Source organism: Escherichia sp. E14S1 (assembly GCF_004211995.1).
Lineage (GTDB): Bacteria > Pseudomonadota > Gammaproteobacteria > Enterobacterales > Enterobacteriaceae > Escherichia.
In genome coordinates, this window is sequence record NZ_RHJQ01000003.1 from 173132 (window position 1) to 191190 (window position 18059).

Sequence of the window (18059 nt, forward strand, 5' to 3'; positions counted from 1 at the left end):
AATTGGCTCTAGTTAACTCTGGTTTATGGACGCATTATGGACATTCCTGACACCGGGTTAAGAGTCACTGCATCTTGTAAGAAATCCGGTGCAAAGTGTGCGTAGGTCATAGTTTGCTGAATGTTAGAATGACCCAGGATGCGCTGCAATGTGATTATGTTACCTCCATTCATTATAAAATGTGTGGCAAATGTATGCCTCAAAACATGCACTGCCTGTCCGTCAGGTAAATCAGGTTTTACTTCCCTGAGAGCGTTACGCACTTTGTAGTAACTGGCATTAAAAATCCTGCCTGAATTTTTGGTCTTGATCCGTTTAATCAGGTCCTGCGAAACGGGAATTGTCCTGCGCTTTCCGTTTTTAGTTTTCATAAACGTAACCATCTGGTTAATGATGTGTTCAGCTTTTAAATTAGACACTTCACTCCAGCGTCCACCAGTAGAAAGGCAGACCAGAGTCGCATTTAATTCATCACCATCAAGCATGGATAACAGCCGCGTAATCTCTTCACTGGACAAAAAAGCCATTTCTGTAACAGCTTCACGTAACCGCTTAACCTCACGGAACGGGTTGTGAGAGTGGTATTCACCGGCGTCAATTAACTTGGTGAACATCCCGCTCATTATTGCCAGATGCCGATTTACGCTGGCTGGTTTTAGACCATCGTTCATCATTACAACGCGATAATCAGTTATCGTTTTCTTTGTTAGCTGGTCAGCTCTGGACACTCCCATTTCTGCAAATTTGGCGATTATTGTCGTTAAACGCCCCCGTTCAATATCTCCACGCTCATGTGATTTTCCGTGATATATCCACCATCTGCCTAACAACTCTGTAAGAGTTCGGCGGTCGGCTGGCTTCTCCAGCCACTCTTTGTTGTGGTAGTTAACTAGTACATGACGTTCGAATGCTTGAGCTTCACCTTTAGTTTTAAATTTCCGCCTGATACGTTTTCCATCTGCACCCTGCGGTCTGACGTCCACTTCATAACGACCATCATCGAGCTTTTTAATAGACATAAAGCCCTCCGATGACGCTGTTTACTTCTACTACTTGAAAATTAATGCAATTTTCTTTCGTACATTTACTGCACACATATGCTGAATAAATCGTCAGCCAGTCTTTTGGTCTGAGTGGTGCAAGGTTGTTGAGTCTTGCCCAATGTGCGCGAGCGCCGGGGCTATTTGTCCGCCAGCGGGATCAGTTTCATCAAACATGAACCAGTCACGGTACTTGCGAAATCTTTCTGGCTTGAAAAATTTCATACCTGCGTCAAAAGACATCTTTACTTTTCCCTGCTCATATCCAGCATAGGTGTTGTAGTTAATTCCAGTTAATTCAGCAACTTGCTTCCTTGTCATTCTTTCTGACTCCCGAATAAGTGCGAGTTTCTCTGCTTGAGATGTGATTTGTGTATTTGACATGAATTGTCGTATCTCGTAATTTATGTTGCATGCGACACACCAGAACAACGCAGAGCGGCTTCAAATAGCTCTGGTTGAATGGCACCAAAGTTGAGGATATCAAAATGAGTATTGGATCAGAAATGAATAACGACGTTGGAGAAAAAGTATCTGATCTCACAAAAAGTAAAAAATGTGACATCAAACTTGCAGCCGCACCGTCGGATTTGCTCTCGAAAGAGGGCTTTGCTCTTTACATCGGTAAGACGCCTCGCGCTGTTGCTGAAATGGCGAAAGCAGGCAAGTTACCAGCCTTTTATATGACGGACCCATTAAAGCCGGGCGGTCATGCTGAGTTATGGATTAATCGCCGTGAGTGGGACAAGTACGCAGCCCAGCTAGTTGATGAAGCTCCGACAGAATGGCATGACTGGAAAAATCGCATTAGTTACAGCAAATCAAGACATGGCCGTGCGGCTTAAGGTGGAAAGGATGAACGAGCCTCGTTGTATTGCTCAGTTATTGCGTAACGAAAGCCCTAGGGCGATTGACTTCACCATCACCCACGGGAAGGGACGCAAGGGAATCATTATCCGCACCAAAAAACAGAGTCCGTTAAAAAAGGCTCTGACCTTTCTGAAAAGCCGGAGGGTATGGAAATGACAGTGATGACGCTCAATCTTGTTGAAAAACAGCCAGCAGCTATGCGCCGGATAATTGGTAAGCATCTGGCCGTCCCTCGCTGGCAGGAGACATGCGATTATTATAATCAGATGATGGAACGTGAACGGCTAACGGTTTGCTTTCATGCGCAGTTAAAACAGCGTCACGCAACGATGCGTTTTGAAGAAATGAACGACGTCGAACGTGAACGACTTGTATGTGCAATTGATGAATTGCGCGGGGCATTCTCAAAACGCCGTCAGGTCGGCGCAAGTGAGTATGCATATATTAGTTTTTTAACAGTCAGTCAGCGTCGTACTTTATTTATGCATGCGGGATTGACAGAAAAAGAATTCAATCAGCCGTACTGGCGAATTAATGAAGAATCATGTTACTGGCGTGATGCTTTGTTCCGTGCCTTACGTGAATTATTCAGTCTGTTTGAGTATGCACCGACAATTCTGACGTCGGTAAAACCAGAGCAATACCTGCATTAAGTAATTAACCAGAGTTTTTAACGCACTTAATTGTGCGGGGCTTCTTTTTGCCTGGAGAAAGTCATGCATACAGTTTCTGAAAATCAGAGCGGTAAATACGCATTACTGCTGCAACAGGCCAGAACCGAAGCACAGGCCGATGCAGCGACGCGCTTTTCTTCTCATCTTGACGCCATGATTCGCCACATCACAAAGGCGGAGTTATCCCGCGTGGAGATAGTCGAGCTGCTCAGTCAGGAGTCGGAAAAAATTTCACAATATCGGATTGTCTCGCGGGGAGGTGCTTTGATGTCCTGTTCTCGTTCGGTTGTATTACTGAATAACGCCTTAAAAATCGCCGTTATGAAAAATGGCGATTTGTCTCTTATTCAACTTTGTCTTGATAAAGAAAAACGCGACATAACTGAATCTGTTATCGCGATTTATCAGAATGAATTAAACCTCCTGTCTGATGTGGTCAATTTACTTGTTAAACGCGCTGTATTCCACAAGCAAATTTCCTCCGTGGATGAACTGACAAAATTAACGACAGAACTTGCCAGTTATTGCGCTGATGTATCCAGGAAACTTAACGATAAAAGGAGCTGATAATGCCGGACAACGTAGATTTTATTCAGGAACAACAGGCTGAATTACTGGAGCGCCAGATTAACGCGGCAAGGGTAAAACATTGCGGTGCTTCTGCGCTGGTTTGCGAAGAGTGTGACGCGCCAATACCTGCTGCCCGTCGTGCTGCTTATCCCTCAGCCACGCGTTGTGTTTCCTGTCAGTCAGTCTTTGAAGCAAAAAACAAACATTACCGGAGAACGGCATGAGTATTCGTATTGAAATTGGCGAACGTTATGTCGTTACCAGTGACAGCTTTCAGTTTATTCTCCACGAGAAAAAGAGAGCGGAAAGCGGTAAAAACGCCGGTCAGGAATGGCTGGCGGTGGTTGGTTATTACCCGAAATTAAGCCAGCTCGTTTCCGGCCTGATGCATCACGATATTCTGACCGGAAGCGCAAAATCTTTTGCTGATTTAAACGCGCAGGTTGAGCAACTCAGCAAGCGTTGTTCAGAGGCTTTTGGCTCACATGGCCGTTAAAGCCTCCGGGCGTTTTGTCCCTCCGTCAGCATTTGCCGCAGGCACCGGTAAGACGTTTACCGGTGCTTATGCATGGAACGCGCCACGCGAGGCCGTCGGGCGCGAAAGACCCCTTACACGTGACGAGATGCGTCAGGTGCAAGGTGTTTTATCCACGATTAACCGCCTGCCTTACTTTTTGCGTTCGCTGTTTACTTCACGCTATGACTACATCCGGCGCAATAAAAGCCCGGTGCACGGGTTTTATTTCCTCACATCCACTTTTCAGCGTCGTTTATGGCCGCGCATTGAGCGCGTGAATCAGCACCATGAAATGAACACCGACGCGTCATTGCTGTTTCTGGCAGAGCGTGACCATTATGCGCGTCTGCCGGGGATGAATGATAAGGAGCTGAAAAAGTTTGCCGCCCGTATTTCATCGCAGCTTTTCATGATGTATGAGGAACTCTGCGATGCCTGGGTGGATGCGCATGGCGAAAAAGAATCGCTGTTTACGGATGAGGCGCAGGCTCACCTCTATGGTCATGTTGCTGGCGCTGCACGTGCTTTCAATATTTCCCCTCTCTACTGGAAAAAATACCGTAAAGGACAGATGACCACGAGGCAGGCATATTCTGCCATTGCCCGTCTGTTTAACGATGAGTGGTGGACTCATCAGCTTAAAGGCCAGCGTATGCGCTGGCATGAGGCGTTACTGATTGCTGTCGGGGAGGTGAATAAAGACCGTTCTCCTTATGCCAGTAAACATGCCATTCGTGATGTACGTGCACGCCGCCAGGCAAATCTGGAATTTCTTAAATCGTGTGACCTTGAAAACAGGGAAACCGGCGAGCGCATCGACCTTATCAGTAAGGTGATGGGCAGTATTTCTAATCCTGAAATTCGCCGGATGGAGCTGATGAACACCATTGCCGGTATTGAGCGTTACGCCGCCGCAGAGGGTGATGTGGGGATGTTTATCACGCTGACCGCGCCGTCAAAGTATCACCCGACACGTCAGGTCGGAAAAGGCGAAAATAAAACCGTTCAGCTTAATCACGGCTGGAACGATGAGGCATTTAATCCAAAGGATGCGCAGCGTTATCTCTGCCGTATCTGGAGCCTGATGCGCACGGCATTCAAGGATAATGATTTACAGGTCTACGGTTTGCGTGTCGTCGAGCCACACCACGACGGAACGCCGCACTGGCATATGATGCTTTTTTGTAATTCACGCCAGCGTAACCAGATTATCGAAATCATGCGTCGCTATGCGCTCAAAGAGGATGGCGACGAAAGAGGAGCCGCGCGAAACCGTTTTCAGGCAAAACACCTTAACCGGGGCGGTGCTGCGGGATATATCGCGAAATACATTTCAAAAAACATCGACGGCTATGCACTGGATGGTCAGCTCGATAACGACACCGGCAGGCCGCTGAAAGACACTGCAGCGGCTGTTACCGCATGGGCGTCAACGTGGCGCATCCCGCAATTTAAAACGGTTGGTCTGCCGACAATGGGGGCTTACCGTGAACTACGCAAATTGCCGCGCGGCGTCAGCATTGCTGATGAGTTTGACGAGCGCGTCGAGGCTGCACGCGCCGCCGCAGACAGTGGTGATTTTGCGTTGTATATCAGCGCGCAGGGTGGGGCAAATGTCCCGCGCGATTGTCAGACTGTCAGGGTCGCCCGTAGCCCGTCGGATGACGTTAACGAGTACGAGGAAGAGGTCGAGAGAGTGGTCGGCATTTACGCGCCGCATCTCGGCGCGCGTCATATTCATATCACCAGAACGACGGACTGGCGCATTGTGCCGAAAGTGCCGGTCGTTGAGCCTTTGACTTTAAAAAGCGGCATCGCCGCGCCTCGGAGTCCTGTCAATAACTGTGGAAAGCTCACCGGTGGTGATACTTCGTCACCGGCTCCCACACCTTCTGAGCACGCCGCAGCAGTGCTTAATCTGGTTGATGACGGTGTTATTGAATGGAATGAACCTGAGGTCGTGAGGGCGCTCAGGGGCGCATTAAAACACGACCTGAGAACGCCAAACCGTCAGCAAAGAAACGGAAGCCCGTTAAAACCGCATGAAATTGCACCATCTGCCAGACTGACCCGGTCGGAACGATTGCAAATCACCCGTATCCGCGTTGACCTTGCTCAGAACGGTATCAGGCCGCAGCGATGGGAGCTTGAGGCGCTGGCGCGTGGGGCAACCGTAAATTATGACGGGAAAAAATTCACGTATCCGGTCGCTGATGGTTGGGGGGATTCATAGGGCGCTTTGATTTTTTCTGTGTTTGACATAGAATAGCCCCGTTACCGCTTGGGACATCTACTTTGCATTACTCTTGGTATTAGCTTTGTACAAAGGGTATAAAGGCTGCTATTGGCAACAATAGTGCTGGCATGGAGATTGCCTCATGTTAAAGCTAGTGAATGTACGCCAGTACAACCGCTACCGCTTTGGGCGTTGGGAGACGGTGCGTAAGCACCGTCGTTCTTACCCAAAACGATAATATGCGGCCTAAGCGGTAACGTTCTCCTCTTCTAGTTCGTCCATCATTTTTAAATAATGCATTTCGTCACCAGTAGCTGAAAATATTGTTCTCAATTGTTTTAGGTATTTATCTGGGTCTATGTCGCCCATATCAGTAATATTTACCGCATCAGAGTGAGAACCTCTGTTAATGTATCTGTAGAATGCTTTGAAATCACTGTTGCTATCGTCGCGTGCCAACTTTGTTAATTCATCTTGTAGAGCATCTGTTCTATGAACAAATGCAAAATAATATTCTAGTATGTTTCTCATAATATTAGGTATTATGATTTTGTTTGCTTTGCCATCTTTTGCATCTTTTAATATTTGCCACAAAGATTGATATTCATTCTGTATGCTGTTTTTTTGTATTTCAGTAATTATACTAAAATCATTTTTCGTTACTCTACCTAGATAATAGTTTTTCTTAAATAGTTTGTCTTCTCTGCTTTTAGGAGATAGCTTAATAAGTTCATGAAAGAAATAAAGATTGTGAGTAAGGATTAATACCTTTTTTGTTAATTCATTTTTTATAATGTGGTGATGAATAATTGATGCGATGTCGTAGACATAGTTTTGCGATAGACTAGATATTGGATCGTCAATAACAATAAAAATATCCCTGTTATCGGTATCATTTTTATCGGTTTTACCTTTACAGCACTCTAAAAAATAAAGAAACGTTATTAGTGTTTTTTCACCTTCGCTAAGAGATCTATAAACATTTTGGTTTTTTGTATGCCCTGGTCGAGATATAATGTACATATCTTTTCTTTCTGCATGTTTTTCAATACAAAAACCAGAGATCCCTAGATTTTTTAAATGGGTGTTTATTGAGTCTATCGTAGAATCAATGTTAGATATTTTATCTCGCAATGCTTTTATTGTGAGATTATTTTCTTTTCCTTGTTGCTCAATATTATTTAATTCATCATGAACTTTCTTTTTGATATCAAAGAATTTTTCTTTGTGTTTGGATAAATTCTCTAAATCATCGCTGCAAAAAGCATGGAGAGCCCCCCAAACTTGTTTTCCGATTTTATTCTCATACTCTTTGAGTTTTTTAACCTTATCATTTATGTCTCTTATTTTTTTGTTAACAGCGTCTATGCTTTCCTGAACATGATTTTCTAGTTCTTTATCAATTTCTAATGTAACGCATGTTGATGGATTGTTGATCTTATCAATAATGTTTATTAAATTTTTTTCTGCAATGTTTTGCAATATTTTAATATTGGAAATAATGATCTCTTTATCTTTCTCATTGATTAGTGCACATGATGATATATTGTTTTGTATTTCGTTAAAATGATATATGGTATTTTTCTCATAAACTGACTTTATATCTGAGAGCTGTTTTACTTTCTTTGAATAACTTTCGTCAAATATTGATTTAAGGGCATTTAAAAATTCGTGACTAATAGTTTTTTCCTGACAAAACGGACATGTAGAACCGTCTAAATAATGTTCTTTACCTTTTTTTACCCAGTCAAGATTATGAAGTTTATTAATGGTTTCTGATAAATAGCTATTGCTTGTATCTATTATAGGTGTTGCTAATGTATTTACATCATCAATTGATGGGATATATGGATGTAAAGGAGTTATTAATGCGGTTTCATTGTTTCTATTTTCTAATAGTATAGAGTATTCTTTTGCTATATCATTTAAATTAATAAAGGTGATTGGTGAGGATGATTTTATCATCTCAAAAAAAGGTCTTTTATAGCCAACTTTACCTTTCATTAAGGTTTTTAGTACAGAGTTTCTGATTGGTTCTGTTTTTTTCCAGATCGATTCGATGTATTCATTTTCTTTTTTTTCCATTTCTGCTTCTAATTTCAATAACACTCCTTTTTTTTGTCTATATTGCTCTGTAAGTTGCTGTTTAATTGCTTCTTTTTCAATTAATTGTTTTTCAATATCTGCATTTTCTTTACTTAATGTAAAAACACCTTTTTGTTCCTGTGCATTGTAGAAATTATCTTCAATAAATTTAGTGTTGTAAACAAGAGGTTTGTAATTGTCAAGAAGGGTACATTCACACTCGTTATAATCTGTGTGTGTAGAGTCGTAGAAATAATTTGAAATGGTAGATTTGCCACAACCATTTTGGCCGTATAGTATGTTTACTCTTTTTTCAAGATTCAGTATTGTGAAGGCGTCTTTCTTATAACTGGTAACATTTTTTAATCTAAGTTCCATTTTTATGCCTCATACGATAAAGCTTTTATTGTATGTAAAAAAGCAGCTTAATATAGCCACTTAGTGGTAAAGATCTACCTTAAGACTTTGATATGTTCAAGAGGCATATAACGTAAGTGTTCGTTGAGCCAAATGTGTTTACGCTATGACGAGTTGGTCGTTTTTTGACAATCCTGTAGGAGCTATAGATAGGCGTATATTAAGTGCGTGTTTTTGCATGTGTCAGATACTATTCTTTTTGTCAGTTTCGGTCAGTGCTGATGTGATTTCAGTTTCATCATGCAACTGCATTAAAACCGCCCCATGAAGCGGGCGGGCGAGGCGGGGAAAGCACTGCGCGCTGGCGGTGGTGCTGATTTTATTTTTTCAGCGTCTGAGCGCGTCGTGATGGCGTTTAGAGTGTGCGCCGGGGCGTTGGTGTGTCTGCGGGCTGTTTTGTGCGGTGGTGAGCGTGTGAGGGCGTGATGGCGGGGGGGTAAAAAAGCCGCCCGCAGGCGGCGATGTTCAGCCGTTGTCAGTGTCCAGTGAGTAGTTTTTAAAGCGGATGACCTCCTGGCCGAGCCAGCCGTTTATTTCCCGAATCCTGTCCTGTAGCGGGATAAGCTCATTGCGGACAAAGACCTTTGCCACTTTCTCAATATCTCCCAGTGACCCGACGTTCTCCGGCTTGCCGCCCATCAACTGAAAGGGGATGCGGTGCGCGTCCAGCAGGTCTGCGGCGCTGGCTTTTTTGATATTAAAAAAATCGTCTTTCGTTGCCACTTCACTGAGCGGGATAATTTTAATGCCGTCGGCTTTCCCCTGTGGGGCATAGAGAAACAGGTTTTTAAAGTTATTGCGGCCTTTCGACTTCACCATGTTTTCGCGGAGCATTTCGATATCGTTGCGATCCTGCACGGCATCGGTGACGTACATGATGTATCCGGCATGTGCGCCGTTTTCGTAATACTTGCGGCGGAACAGCGTGGCTGATTCATTCAGCCAGGCAGAGTTAAGGGCGCTGAGATATTCCGGCAGGCCGTACAGCTCCTGATTAATATCCGGCTCCAGCAGGTGAAACACGGAACCGGGCGCGAAGGCTGTCGGTTCGTTGAAGGACGGCACCCACCAGTAAACATCCTCCTCCACGCCACGGCGGGTATATTTTGCCGGTGAGGTTTCCAGTCTGATGACCTTACCGGTGGTGCTGTAACGCTTTTCCAGAAACGCATTACCGAACACCAGAAAATCCAGCACAAAGCGGCTGAAATCCTGCTGGGACAGCCACGGATGCGGGATAAATGTCGAGGCCAGAATATTACGTTTGACGTAAATCGGTGAGCTGTGATGCACGGCAGCACGCAGGCTTTTTGCCAGACCAGTAAAGCTGACCGGTGGTTCATACCATCTGCCGTTACTGATGCACTCGACGTAATCCAGAATGTCACGGCGGTCGAGTACCGGCACCGGCTCACCAAAGGTGAATGCTTCCATTTTCGGGGCGCTGGCGGTCATTTTTTTTGCCGCAGGTTGCTGTGTTTTCCCTTTTTTCTTGCTCATCAGTAAAACTCCAGAATGGTGGATGTCAGCGGGGTGCTGATACCGGCGGTGAGTGGCTCATTTAACAGGGCGTGCATGGTCGCCCAGGCGAGGTCGGCGTGGCTGGCTTCCTCGCTGCGGCTGGCCTCATAGGTGGCGCTGCGTCCGCTGCTGGTCATGGTCTTGCGGATAGCCATAAACGAGCTGGTGATGTCGGTGGCGCTGACGTCATATTCCAGACAGCCACGGCGGATAACGTCTTTGGCCTTGAGCACCATTGCGGTTTTCATTTCCGGCGTGTAGCGGATGTCGCGCGCGGCGGGATAGAACGAGCGCACGAGCTGGAACACGCCGACACCGAGGCCGGTGGCATCAATTCCGATGTATTCGACGTTGTATTTTTCGGTGAGTTTGCGGATGGATTCCGCCTGAGTGGCAAAGTCCATGCCTTTCCACTGGTGACGCTCAAGTATTCTGAATTTGCCACCGGCCACCACCGGCGGTGCCAGCACCACGCATCCGGCGCTGTCGCCACGGTGTGACGGGTCGTAACCAATCCATACAGGGCGGGAGCCGAACGGATTGGCGGCAAACGGCGCATAGTCTTCCCATTCTTCCAGCGTATCGACCATGCAGCGTTGCAGCTCCTCGAACGGGAACACCGACGCCTTGTCGTCAACAAATTCACACATGAACAGGTTTTTAAAATCGTCGGCGCTGTTTTCGCGTTTAAGCTGCTCAATGTCGAACAGCGTGCAGCCACCTTTCAGGGCGTCCTCAATGGTGACAATCTGCCGCCACTGGCCGTCCGCACAGAGAAGCCCACCGGCAAGGGCGTTATGACTGACGTCGATTTCCACACGTTCGGCGGCGCTGGCGCGTCCCCGGTTGAACAGTTCACCCGACCAGAACGGGTAGGCGTCGTGCGCCAGCGTGGACGGGGTGGAGAAATAGGTCGAACGCAGGTGACTCTGTGAGGCCATACCTGATGCCACCTTACGCAGTACCTGAAAATTCGGGATCCAGAAAATCTCATCGACGTACAGGTCGCCGTTATGGCTCTGTGCGGTGTTGGAGTTGGTGCCGAGAAAAATCAGTTTTGCGCCGTTATTGCCCAGGACAATCGGGTCACCGGTCAGGTCAACGTCAACCAGACGGGCAAAGGCGATGATGTATTCGCGGAACACATACGCCTGCGTTTTACTGGCCGACAGAAAAATCTGGTTATGACCGGTTTTCAGGGCGCGCAGCAGCGCCTCGCGGGAAAAATAAAACGTTGCGCCAATCTGGCGGGATTTCAGAATATCGCGGATGCGGTGCTCAAGCCCGGCGCGATACCAGTGCAGCTGATAGTCGAAAGACTGCTTAAAGAAAATCTGCTCCAGCTTTTCGATGGCCTCGTCACTGAAAAAATTCTTTTTCGGTTTGCGACGCCCGCCTTTGTTGCGGTTAGCGACGTTCGGATTAAGGTCTGCCTCGTTGCCGGTCTGACTGTAGCGGTTTACCCGTGCCAGTCGTTCAATCTGGCGTCCGAGCAGGTCAATTTCCTTGAAGTCACCGCCGGTTTTCTGCGGTTTGATGATGAGCTGGGTCAGTCGCGCTTCCAGACTCATTTCGACACGGCTGATGGGGGCAACGCTGTCCCAGCCGTCGCGCTGTTTCCAGCTCTGCACCGTCGGGCGTTTCATCTGCAACATGGCGGCAATCTGCGGCACGGAAAACCCCTGCCAGTACAGCAGCGCCGCCTGACGACGCGGGTCGTGTAAAAGAGTGGTGTCTGTGGTGATGGTCATGAATACCTCGCCGTGATGAATACACGGCAAGGCTACTGAGTCGCGCCCCGCGATTCGCTAAGGTGCTGTTGTGTCAGTGATAAGCCATCCGGGACTGATGGCGGAGGATGCGCATCGTCGGGAAACTGATGCCGACATGTGACTCCTCTAATCACTATTCAGGACTCCTGACAATGGCAAAAAAAGTCTCAAAATTCTTTCGTATCGGCGTTGAGGGTGACACCTGTGACGGGCGTGTCATCAGTGCGCAGGATATTCAGGAAATGGCCGAAACCTTTGACCCGCGTGTCTATGGTTGCCGCATTAACCTGGAACATCTGCGCGGCATCCTGCCTGACGGCATCTTTAAACGTTATGGCGATGTGGTCGAACTGAAGGCCGAAAAGATTGACGATGATTCGGCGTTGAAAGGCAAATGGGCGCTGTTTGCGAAAATCACCCCGACCGATGACCTTATCGCGATGAACAAGGCCGCGCAGAAGGTCTACACCTCAATGGAAATTCAGCCGAACTTTGCCAACACCGGCAAATGTTATCTGGTGGGGCTGGCCGTCACCGATGACCCGGCAAGCCTCGGCACGGAATACCTGGAATTCTGCCGCACGGCAAAACACAACCCCCTGAACCGCTTCAAATTAAGCCCTGAAAACCTGATTTCAGTGGCAACGCCCGTTGAGCTGGAATTTGAAGACCTGCCTGAAACCGTGTTCACCGCCCTGACCGAAAAGGTGAAATCCATTTTTGGCCGCAAACAGGCCAGCGATGACGCCCGTCTGAATGACGTGCATGAAGCGGTGACCGCTGTTGCTGAACATGTGCAGGAAAAACTGAGCGCCACTGAGCAGCGCCTCGCTGAGATGGAAACCGCCTTTTCCGCACTTAAGCAGGAGGTGACTGACAGGGCGGATGAAACCAGCCAGGCATTCACCCGCCTGAAAAACAGTCTCGACCACACCGAAAGTCTGACCCAGCAGCGCCGCAGCAAGGCCACCGGCGGTGGCGGTGACGCCCTGATGACGAACTGCTGACCAGCGTCAGTCAGTCCGGGAAAACCTTCACGATTAACCCTTAATTTCAGGAAAAACTATGCGCCAGGAAACCCGCTTTAAATTTAATGCCTACCTGTCCCGTGTTGCCGAACTGAACGGCATCGACGCCGGTGATGTGTCGAAAAAATTCACCGTTGAACCGTCGGTCACCCAGACCCTGATGAACACCATGCAGGAGTCCTCTGACTTTCTGACCCGCATCAATATTGTGCCGGTCAGCGAAATGAAAGGGGAAAAAATTGGCATCGGTGTCACCGGCTCCATCGCCAGCACCACCGACACCGCCGGTGGCACCGAGCGTCAGCCGAAGGACTTCTCGAAGCTGGCGTCCAGTAAGTACGAATGCGACCAGATTAACTTCGATTTTTATATCCGCTACAAAACGCTTGACCTGTGGGCGCGTTATCAGGATTTCCAGCTCCGTGTCCGTAACGCCATTATCAAACGCCAGTCCCTTGATTTAATCATGGCCGGTTTTAACGGCGTGAAGCGTGCCGAAACCTCTGACCGCAGCAGCAATCCGATGCTGCAGGATGTGGCGGTCGGCTGGCTGCAGAAATACCGCAATGAAGCACCGGCGCGCGTGATGAGCAAGGTCACTGACGAGGAAGGGCACACCACCTCTGAGGTCATCCGCGTGGGTAAGGGCGGTGATTATGCCAGCCTCGATGCACTGGTGATGGATGCGACCAACAACCTGATTGAGCCGTGGTATCAGGAAGACCCTGACCTTGTGGTGATTGTGGGGCGTCAGCTGCTGGCGGACAAATATTTCCCCATCGTCAACAAGGAGCAGGACAACAGCGAAATGCTGGCCGCTGACGTCATCATCAGCCAGAAACGCATCGGCAACCTGCCAGCGGTACGCGTCCCGTACTTCCCGGCGGATGCGATGCTCATCACGAAGCTGGAAAACCTGTCCATCTACTACATGGATGACAGCCATCGCCGCGTGATTGTGGAAAACCCGAAACTCGACCGCGTGGAGAACTACGAGTCAATGAACATTGATTACGTGGTGGAAGACTACGCCGCCGGTTGTCTGGTGGAAAAAATCAAGGTCGGTGATTTCTCCACACCGGCTAAGGCGACCGCAGAGCCGGGAGCGTAACCGATGACGAGTCCCGCACAACGCCACATGATGCGGGTCTCGGCAGCGATAACCGCGCAGCGGGAGGCCGCCCCGCTGCGACATGCAACTGTCTATGAGCAGATGCTGGTTAAGCTCGCCGCAGACCAGCGCACACTGAAAGCGATTTATTCAAAAGAGCTGAAGGCCGCGAAAAAGCGCGAACTGCTGCCGTTCTGGTTGCCGTGGGTGAACGGCGTGCTGGAGCAGGGCAAAGGTGCACAGGATGACATTCTGATGACAGTCATGCTGTGGCGTCTGGATACCGGCGATATTGCCGGTGCGCTGGAGATTGCCCGTTATGCCCTGAAGTACGGTCTGACCATGCCGGGTAAACACCGCCGCACCCCGCCGTACATGTTCACCGAGGAGGTGGCGCTTGCGGCCATGCGCGCTCACGCTGCCGGTGAGTCTGTGGATCCCCGCCTGCTGACGGACACCCTCGAACTGACCGCCACGGCTGACATGCCTGATGAAGTGCGCGCAAAGCTGCACAAAATCACCGGTCTGTTTCTGCGTGACGCTGGTGATGCCGCAGGGGCGCTGGCACACCTGCAACGTGCGACACAGCTCGACTGTCAGGCAGGCGTCAAAAAAGAGATTGAACGACTGGAGCGGGAGCTGAAACCGAAGCCGGAGCCGCAGCCCAAAGCGGCCACCCGCGCCCCGCGTAAGACCCGGAGCGTGACACCGGCAAAACGTGGACGCCCGAAAAAGAAAGCCAGTTAACAACCGAATGCGCCCCGCGCCAGGGCGGCACGCCGGTCAGTGAGGGTGAATCACCTGACACTGCACCGGCGTCCACCGCCCAACTTTTCAGAGGTGGTCATGATGACGCTGATTATTCCGCGAAAGGAGGCTCCCGTGTCCGGTGAGGGTACGGTGGTCATCCCGCAACCGGCAGGCGACGAGCCGGTGATTAAAAACACGTTCTTTTTTCCCGATATCGACCCGAAGCGCGTCCGGGAACGTATGCGCCTTGAGCAGACCGTCGCCCCCGCCCGTCTGCGTGAGGCCATCAAGTCAGGTATGGCGGAGACGAATGCGGAGCTGTACGAGTACCGCGAACAGAAAATTGCCGCCGGTTTTACGCGTCTGGCGGACGTCCCGGCGGACGACATCGACGGTGAAAGCATCAAAGTTTTTTACTACGAGCGCGCCGTGTGTGCGATGGCGACCGCGTCGCTTTATGAGCGTTATCGCGGCGTGGATGCCAGTGCGAAAGGCGACAAGAAGGCTGACAGCATTGACAGCACCATTGATGAACTGTGGCGGGATATGCGCTGGGCGGTGGCGCGTATCCAGGACAAGCCGCGCTGCATCGTGAGTCAAATCTGATGAAGACCTTTGCGCTACAGGGCGACACGCTCGACGCCATTTGTGTCCGGTATTACGGGCGCACTGAGGGCGTGGTTGAGACCGTGCTCGCCGCAAATCCGGGACTGGCTGAACTGGGTGCGGTGCTGCCACACGGCACCGCCGTCGAACTGCCCGACGTTCAGACCGCGCCCGTGGCTGAAACTGTCAATCTGTGGGAGTAACGCATGACAGCAGAAGAAAAAAGCGTCCTGTCGCTTTTCATGATTGGGGTGCTGATTGTTGTCGGCAAGGTGCTTGCCGGTGGTGAACCCATCACCCCGCGTCTGTTTATCGGGCGCATGTTGCTCGGTGGTTTTGTCTCGATGGTTGCCGGTGTTGTTCTGGTGCAGTTTCCTGACCTGTCACTGCCTGCGGTGTGCGGCATCGGCTCCATGCTGGGTATCGCTGGTTATCAGGTGATTGAGATTGCCATTCAGCGCCGCTTTAAGTGCAGGGGGAAACCGTAATGCCGGTAATTAACACGCATCAGAATATCGCTGCCTTTCTCGACATGCTGGCCGTGTCCGAAGGGACGGCGAATCATCCGCTGACGAAAAACCGTGGCTATGACGTGATAGTCACCGGAGTGGACGGGAAGCCGGAAATTTTCACCGACTACAGTGACCACCCGTTCGCGCATGGCCGACCGGCGAAGGTGTTTAACCGTCGCGGTGAAAAATCCACGGCCTCCGGTCGCTATCAGCAGCTTTACCTGTTCTGGCCGCACTACCGCAAACAGCTTGCCCTGCCGGATTTCAGTCCGTTGTCGCAGGACAGACTCGCCATTCAGTTGATCCGCGAACGCGGTGCACTGGATGACATCCGGGCGGGACGCATTGAGCGCGCCATTTCACGCTGTCGCAATATCTGGGCGTCCCTGCCGGGTGCCGGTTACGGTCAGCGTGAGCATTCACTGGAAAAACTGGTCACCGTCTGGCGTACCGCTGGCGGCGTACCGGCTTAAACGGAGTAAACACCATGAAGAAATTATCCCTTTCACTGATGCTGAACGTGTCGCTGGCGCTGATGCTGGCACTGTCCCTGATTTACCCGCAGAGCGTGGCCGTCAGTTTTGTCGCCGCCTGGGCGATTCTGGCGACGGTTATCTGTGTGGTTGCCGGTGGTGTCGGCGTGTATGCCACAGAGTATGTGCTGGAACGCTACGGGCGGGAGCTGCCGCCGGAATCGCTGGCCGTGAAGATTGTCACGTCGCTGTTTTTGCAGCCGGTGCCGTGGCGCAGACGGGCGGCGGCTCTGGTGGTGATGGTGGCGACGTTTATCTCGCTGGTCGCTGCCGGGTGGATTTTTACTGCGCTGATTTACCTCGTGGCGTCGGTGTTCTTCCGGCTGATACGTACGGCCTGCCGTCAGCGTTTTGAGGGGCGGGAACCATGTCAAAGCTGATGATTGTGCTGGTTGTGTTGTTATCACTGGCGGTGGCCGGTCTGTTTCTGGTGAAACACAAAAATGCCAGCCTGCGCGCCTCGCTGGACAGGGCGAACAACGTCGCCAGCGGGCAGCAGACGACCATCACCGTGCTGAAAAATCAGCTTCATGTTGCCCTCACCAGGGCAGACAAAAACGAGCTGGCGCAGGTGGCACTGCGTCAGGAACTGGAAAACGCCGCGAAGCGTGAAGCACAGCGCGAGAAAACCATCACGAGGTTACTCAATGAAAACGAAGATTTTCGCCGCTGGTACGGCGCTGACCTGCCTGATGCTGTGCGCCGGTTGCACCAGCGCCCCGCCTGCACTGACGCCAGTGATTGTCGCCAACGCCTGCCCGAAAGTGAGTCTTTGCCCGATGCCGGGCAGTGACCCGGAGACGAACGGCGATTTAAGTGCCGATATCCGGCAGCTTGAGAACGCGCTGGCACGCTGTGCCAGCCAGGTAAAAATGATTAAACACTGTCAGGACGAAAACGATGCTCAAACCCGACAGCCTGCGCAGGGCACTGACTGATGCCGTCACGGTACTGAAAACCAGCCCCGAGATGCTGCGGATATTCGTGGATAACGGGAGTATTGCCTCCACACTGGCGACGTCGCTGTCATTCGAAAAGCGTTACACGCTCAATGTCATTGTGACCGACTTTACCGGTGGTTTTGACCTGCTCATCGTGCCGGTGCTGGCGTGGCTGCGGAAAAATCAGCCCGACATCATGACCACCGACGAAGGCCAGAAAAAGGGCTTCACGTTTTATGCAGACATCAACAATGACAGCAGCTTTGATATCAGCATCAGCCTGATGCTGACCGAGCGCACGCTGGTCAGTGAGGTTGACGGCGCACTGCATGCGAAGAATATCCCGGAACCTCCGCCGCCAGAGCCGGTCACCCGCCCGATGGAGCTTTATATCAATGGCGAACTGGTGAGCAAGTGGGATGAATGAGTTTAAGCGTTTTGAAGACCGGCTGACCGGACTTATTGAGTCGCTGTCACCGTCAGGGCGTCGGCGACTGAGTGCCGAACTGGCGAAACGCCTGCGGCAGAGTCAGCAGCGTCGGGTGATGGCACAGAAAGCTCCGGACGGCACACCCTATGCGCCACGCCAGCAGCAGAGCGCCAGAAAAAAGACCGGTCGCGTTAAGCGAAAAATGTTTGCGAAACTTATCACCAGTCGTTTTTTGCATATCCGCGCCAGCCCTGAACAGGCATCAATGGAGTTTTACGGCGGGAAGTCACCGAAAATCGCCAGTGTGCATCAGTTTGGTCTGTCGGAAGAAACCCGGAAAGACGGTAAGAAAATTGATTATCCTGCGCGTCCTCTGCTCGGCTTTACCGGTGAGGATGTGCAGATGATTGAAGAGATTATCCTGGCTCACCTTGAGCGTTAGTTGT

The 18059-nt window shown here is 50.2% G+C and carries 23 protein-coding genes and 1 pseudogene; 19 read left to right on the forward strand and 5 right to left on the reverse strand.

Annotated features, from left to right (window positions below):
• Nucleotides 1-23: 23 nt before the first annotated feature.
• Nucleotides 24-1019 carry a tyrosine-type recombinase/integrase gene (locus tag D9734_RS03065; protein WP_130205297.1) on the reverse strand — a complete coding sequence of 332 codons (996 nt, stop codon included), beginning with the start codon at nucleotides 1017-1019 and terminating at the stop codon, nucleotides 24-26.
• 93 nt (nucleotides 1020-1112) lie between these two features.
• Nucleotides 1113-1424, reverse strand: coding sequence for a helix-turn-helix transcriptional regulator (locus D9734_RS03070; protein WP_000072552.1), 312 nt, complete (start codon nucleotides 1422-1424; stop codon nucleotides 1113-1115).
• A 104-nt stretch (nucleotides 1425-1528) separates the two neighbouring features.
• On the opposite strand from D9734_RS03070, the gene D9734_RS03075 reads away from it, so the two are divergent.
• From D9734_RS03075 to D9734_RS03105, 7 genes and pseudogenes are all read left to right on the forward strand, one after another.
• A complete protein-coding gene (locus D9734_RS03075) occupies nucleotides 1529-1885 on the forward strand; it encodes a Cox family DNA-binding protein (RefSeq protein WP_000022051.1) in 357 nt (118 codons plus the stop codon).
• A 177-nt stretch (nucleotides 1886-2062) separates the two neighbouring features.
• Complete coding sequence (locus D9734_RS03080) at nucleotides 2063-2563, forward strand: hypothetical protein (protein ID WP_000217677.1); 501 nt, start codon at nucleotides 2063-2065, stop codon at nucleotides 2561-2563.
• 63 nt (nucleotides 2564-2626) lie between these two features.
• Nucleotides 2627-2852, forward strand: a pseudogene (locus D9734_RS03085) (DUF2732 family protein).
• Nucleotides 2852-3151 (forward strand): DUF5405 family protein, encoded by a 300-nt coding sequence (locus D9734_RS03090; RefSeq protein ID WP_130205299.1) that lies wholly within the window; start codon nucleotides 2852-2854, stop codon nucleotides 3149-3151. The pseudogene D9734_RS03085 and the gene D9734_RS03090 overlap by 1 nt, the downstream one beginning before the upstream one ends.
• 2 nt (nucleotides 3152-3153) lie before the next feature.
• Nucleotides 3154-3378, forward strand: coding sequence for a TraR/DksA C4-type zinc finger protein (locus tag D9734_RS03095; protein WP_001113264.1), 225 nt, complete (start codon nucleotides 3154-3156; stop codon nucleotides 3376-3378).
• Nucleotides 3375-3650: a DUF5405 family protein gene (locus tag D9734_RS03100; RefSeq protein ID WP_000027662.1), complete on the forward strand. Its 276-nt coding sequence runs from the start codon at nucleotides 3375-3377 to the stop codon at nucleotides 3648-3650. The genes D9734_RS03095 and D9734_RS03100 overlap by 4 nt, the downstream gene beginning before the upstream one ends.
• A complete protein-coding gene (locus D9734_RS03105) occupies nucleotides 3640-5904 on the forward strand; it encodes a replication endonuclease (RefSeq protein ID WP_130205301.1) in 2265 nt (754 codons plus the stop codon). Before D9734_RS03100 ends, D9734_RS03105 begins: the two co-directional genes overlap by 11 nt.
• A gap of 249 nt (nucleotides 5905-6153) precedes the next feature.
• On the opposite strand, the gene D9734_RS03110 is transcribed toward D9734_RS03105, so the two are convergent.
• The 3 genes from D9734_RS03110 to D9734_RS03120 all read right to left on the reverse strand — a co-directional run bounded on the left by D9734_RS03110 (nucleotide 6154) and on the right by D9734_RS03120 (nucleotide 11681).
• The gene (locus tag D9734_RS03110; protein WP_130205303.1) at nucleotides 6154-8370 is read right to left on the reverse strand and encodes an AAA family ATPase; all 2217 of its coding nucleotides are present in this window, start codon (nucleotides 8368-8370) and stop codon (nucleotides 6154-6156) included.
• Between the two features lie 504 nt (nucleotides 8371-8874).
• Complete coding sequence (locus D9734_RS03115) at nucleotides 8875-9909, reverse strand: phage portal protein (RefSeq protein WP_023351983.1); 1035 nt, start codon at nucleotides 9907-9909, stop codon at nucleotides 8875-8877.
• Entirely contained in the window at nucleotides 9909-11681 is a 1773-nt protein-coding gene (locus D9734_RS03120) for a terminase ATPase subunit family protein (protein ID WP_000156877.1), read from the reverse strand. Before D9734_RS03120 ends, D9734_RS03115 begins: the two co-directional genes overlap by 1 nt.
• Before the next feature lie 173 nt (nucleotides 11682-11854).
• Here D9734_RS03120 and D9734_RS03125 point away from each other — a divergent pair, with 173 nt between their 5' ends.
• The 12 genes from D9734_RS03125 (at nucleotide 11855) to D9734_RS03180 (ending at nucleotide 18055) form a co-directional block, all read left to right on the forward strand.
• Nucleotides 11855-12709 carry a GPO family capsid scaffolding protein gene (locus D9734_RS03125; RefSeq protein ID WP_001085975.1) on the forward strand — a complete coding sequence of 285 codons (855 nt, stop codon included), beginning with the start codon at nucleotides 11855-11857 and terminating at the stop codon, nucleotides 12707-12709.
• Nucleotides 12710-12767: 58 nt separating this feature from the next.
• Nucleotides 12768-13841 (forward strand): phage major capsid protein, P2 family, encoded by a 1074-nt coding sequence (locus D9734_RS03130; protein WP_001248602.1) that lies wholly within the window; start codon nucleotides 12768-12770, stop codon nucleotides 13839-13841.
• A 3-nt stretch (nucleotides 13842-13844) separates the two neighbouring features.
• A complete protein-coding gene (locus tag D9734_RS03135) occupies nucleotides 13845-14588 on the forward strand; it encodes a terminase endonuclease subunit (RefSeq protein ID WP_032221684.1) in 744 nt (247 codons plus the stop codon).
• Between the two features lie 99 nt (nucleotides 14589-14687).
• Nucleotides 14688-15197 carry a head completion/stabilization protein gene (locus tag D9734_RS03140; protein ID WP_000988633.1) on the forward strand — a complete coding sequence of 170 codons (510 nt, stop codon included), beginning with the start codon at nucleotides 14688-14690 and terminating at the stop codon, nucleotides 15195-15197.
• A complete protein-coding gene (locus D9734_RS03145; protein WP_000846409.1) occupies nucleotides 15197-15400 on the forward strand; it encodes a tail protein X in 204 nt (67 codons plus the stop codon). The genes D9734_RS03140 and D9734_RS03145 overlap by 1 nt, the downstream gene beginning before the upstream one ends.
• Nucleotides 15401-15403: 3 nt before the next feature.
• A complete protein-coding gene (locus D9734_RS03150) occupies nucleotides 15404-15685 on the forward strand; it encodes a phage holin family protein (protein WP_032221685.1) in 282 nt (93 codons plus the stop codon).
• Nucleotides 15685-16182: a glycoside hydrolase family 104 protein gene (locus tag D9734_RS03155; protein ID WP_001530534.1), complete on the forward strand. Its 498-nt coding sequence runs from the start codon at nucleotides 15685-15687 to the stop codon at nucleotides 16180-16182. Before D9734_RS03150 ends, D9734_RS03155 begins: the two co-directional genes overlap by 1 nt.
• Before the next feature lie 14 nt (nucleotides 16183-16196).
• Entirely contained in the window at nucleotides 16197-16622 is a 426-nt protein-coding gene (locus D9734_RS03160) for a DNZ54_00345 family protein (RefSeq protein ID WP_001712252.1), read from the forward strand.
• Complete coding sequence (gene lysB, locus D9734_RS03165) at nucleotides 16610-17035, forward strand: Rz-like lysis system protein LysB (protein WP_032221687.1); 426 nt, start codon at nucleotides 16610-16612, stop codon at nucleotides 17033-17035. The genes D9734_RS03160 and lysB overlap by 13 nt, the downstream gene beginning before the upstream one ends.
• Nucleotides 16935-17180: an Rz1-like lysis system protein LysC gene (lysC, locus tag D9734_RS23470; RefSeq protein ID WP_229436302.1), complete on the forward strand. Its 246-nt coding sequence runs from the start codon at nucleotides 16935-16937 to the stop codon at nucleotides 17178-17180. The genes lysB and lysC overlap by 101 nt, the downstream gene beginning before the upstream one ends.
• Nucleotides 17143-17610: a phage tail protein gene (locus D9734_RS03175; protein WP_130205305.1), complete on the forward strand. Its 468-nt coding sequence runs from the start codon at nucleotides 17143-17145 to the stop codon at nucleotides 17608-17610. Before lysC ends, D9734_RS03175 begins: the two co-directional genes overlap by 38 nt.
• A complete protein-coding gene (locus D9734_RS03180) occupies nucleotides 17603-18055 on the forward strand; it encodes a phage virion morphogenesis protein (RefSeq protein ID WP_001001787.1) in 453 nt (150 codons plus the stop codon). Before D9734_RS03175 ends, D9734_RS03180 begins: the two co-directional genes overlap by 8 nt.
• Nucleotides 18056-18059: the final 4 nt, after the last annotated feature.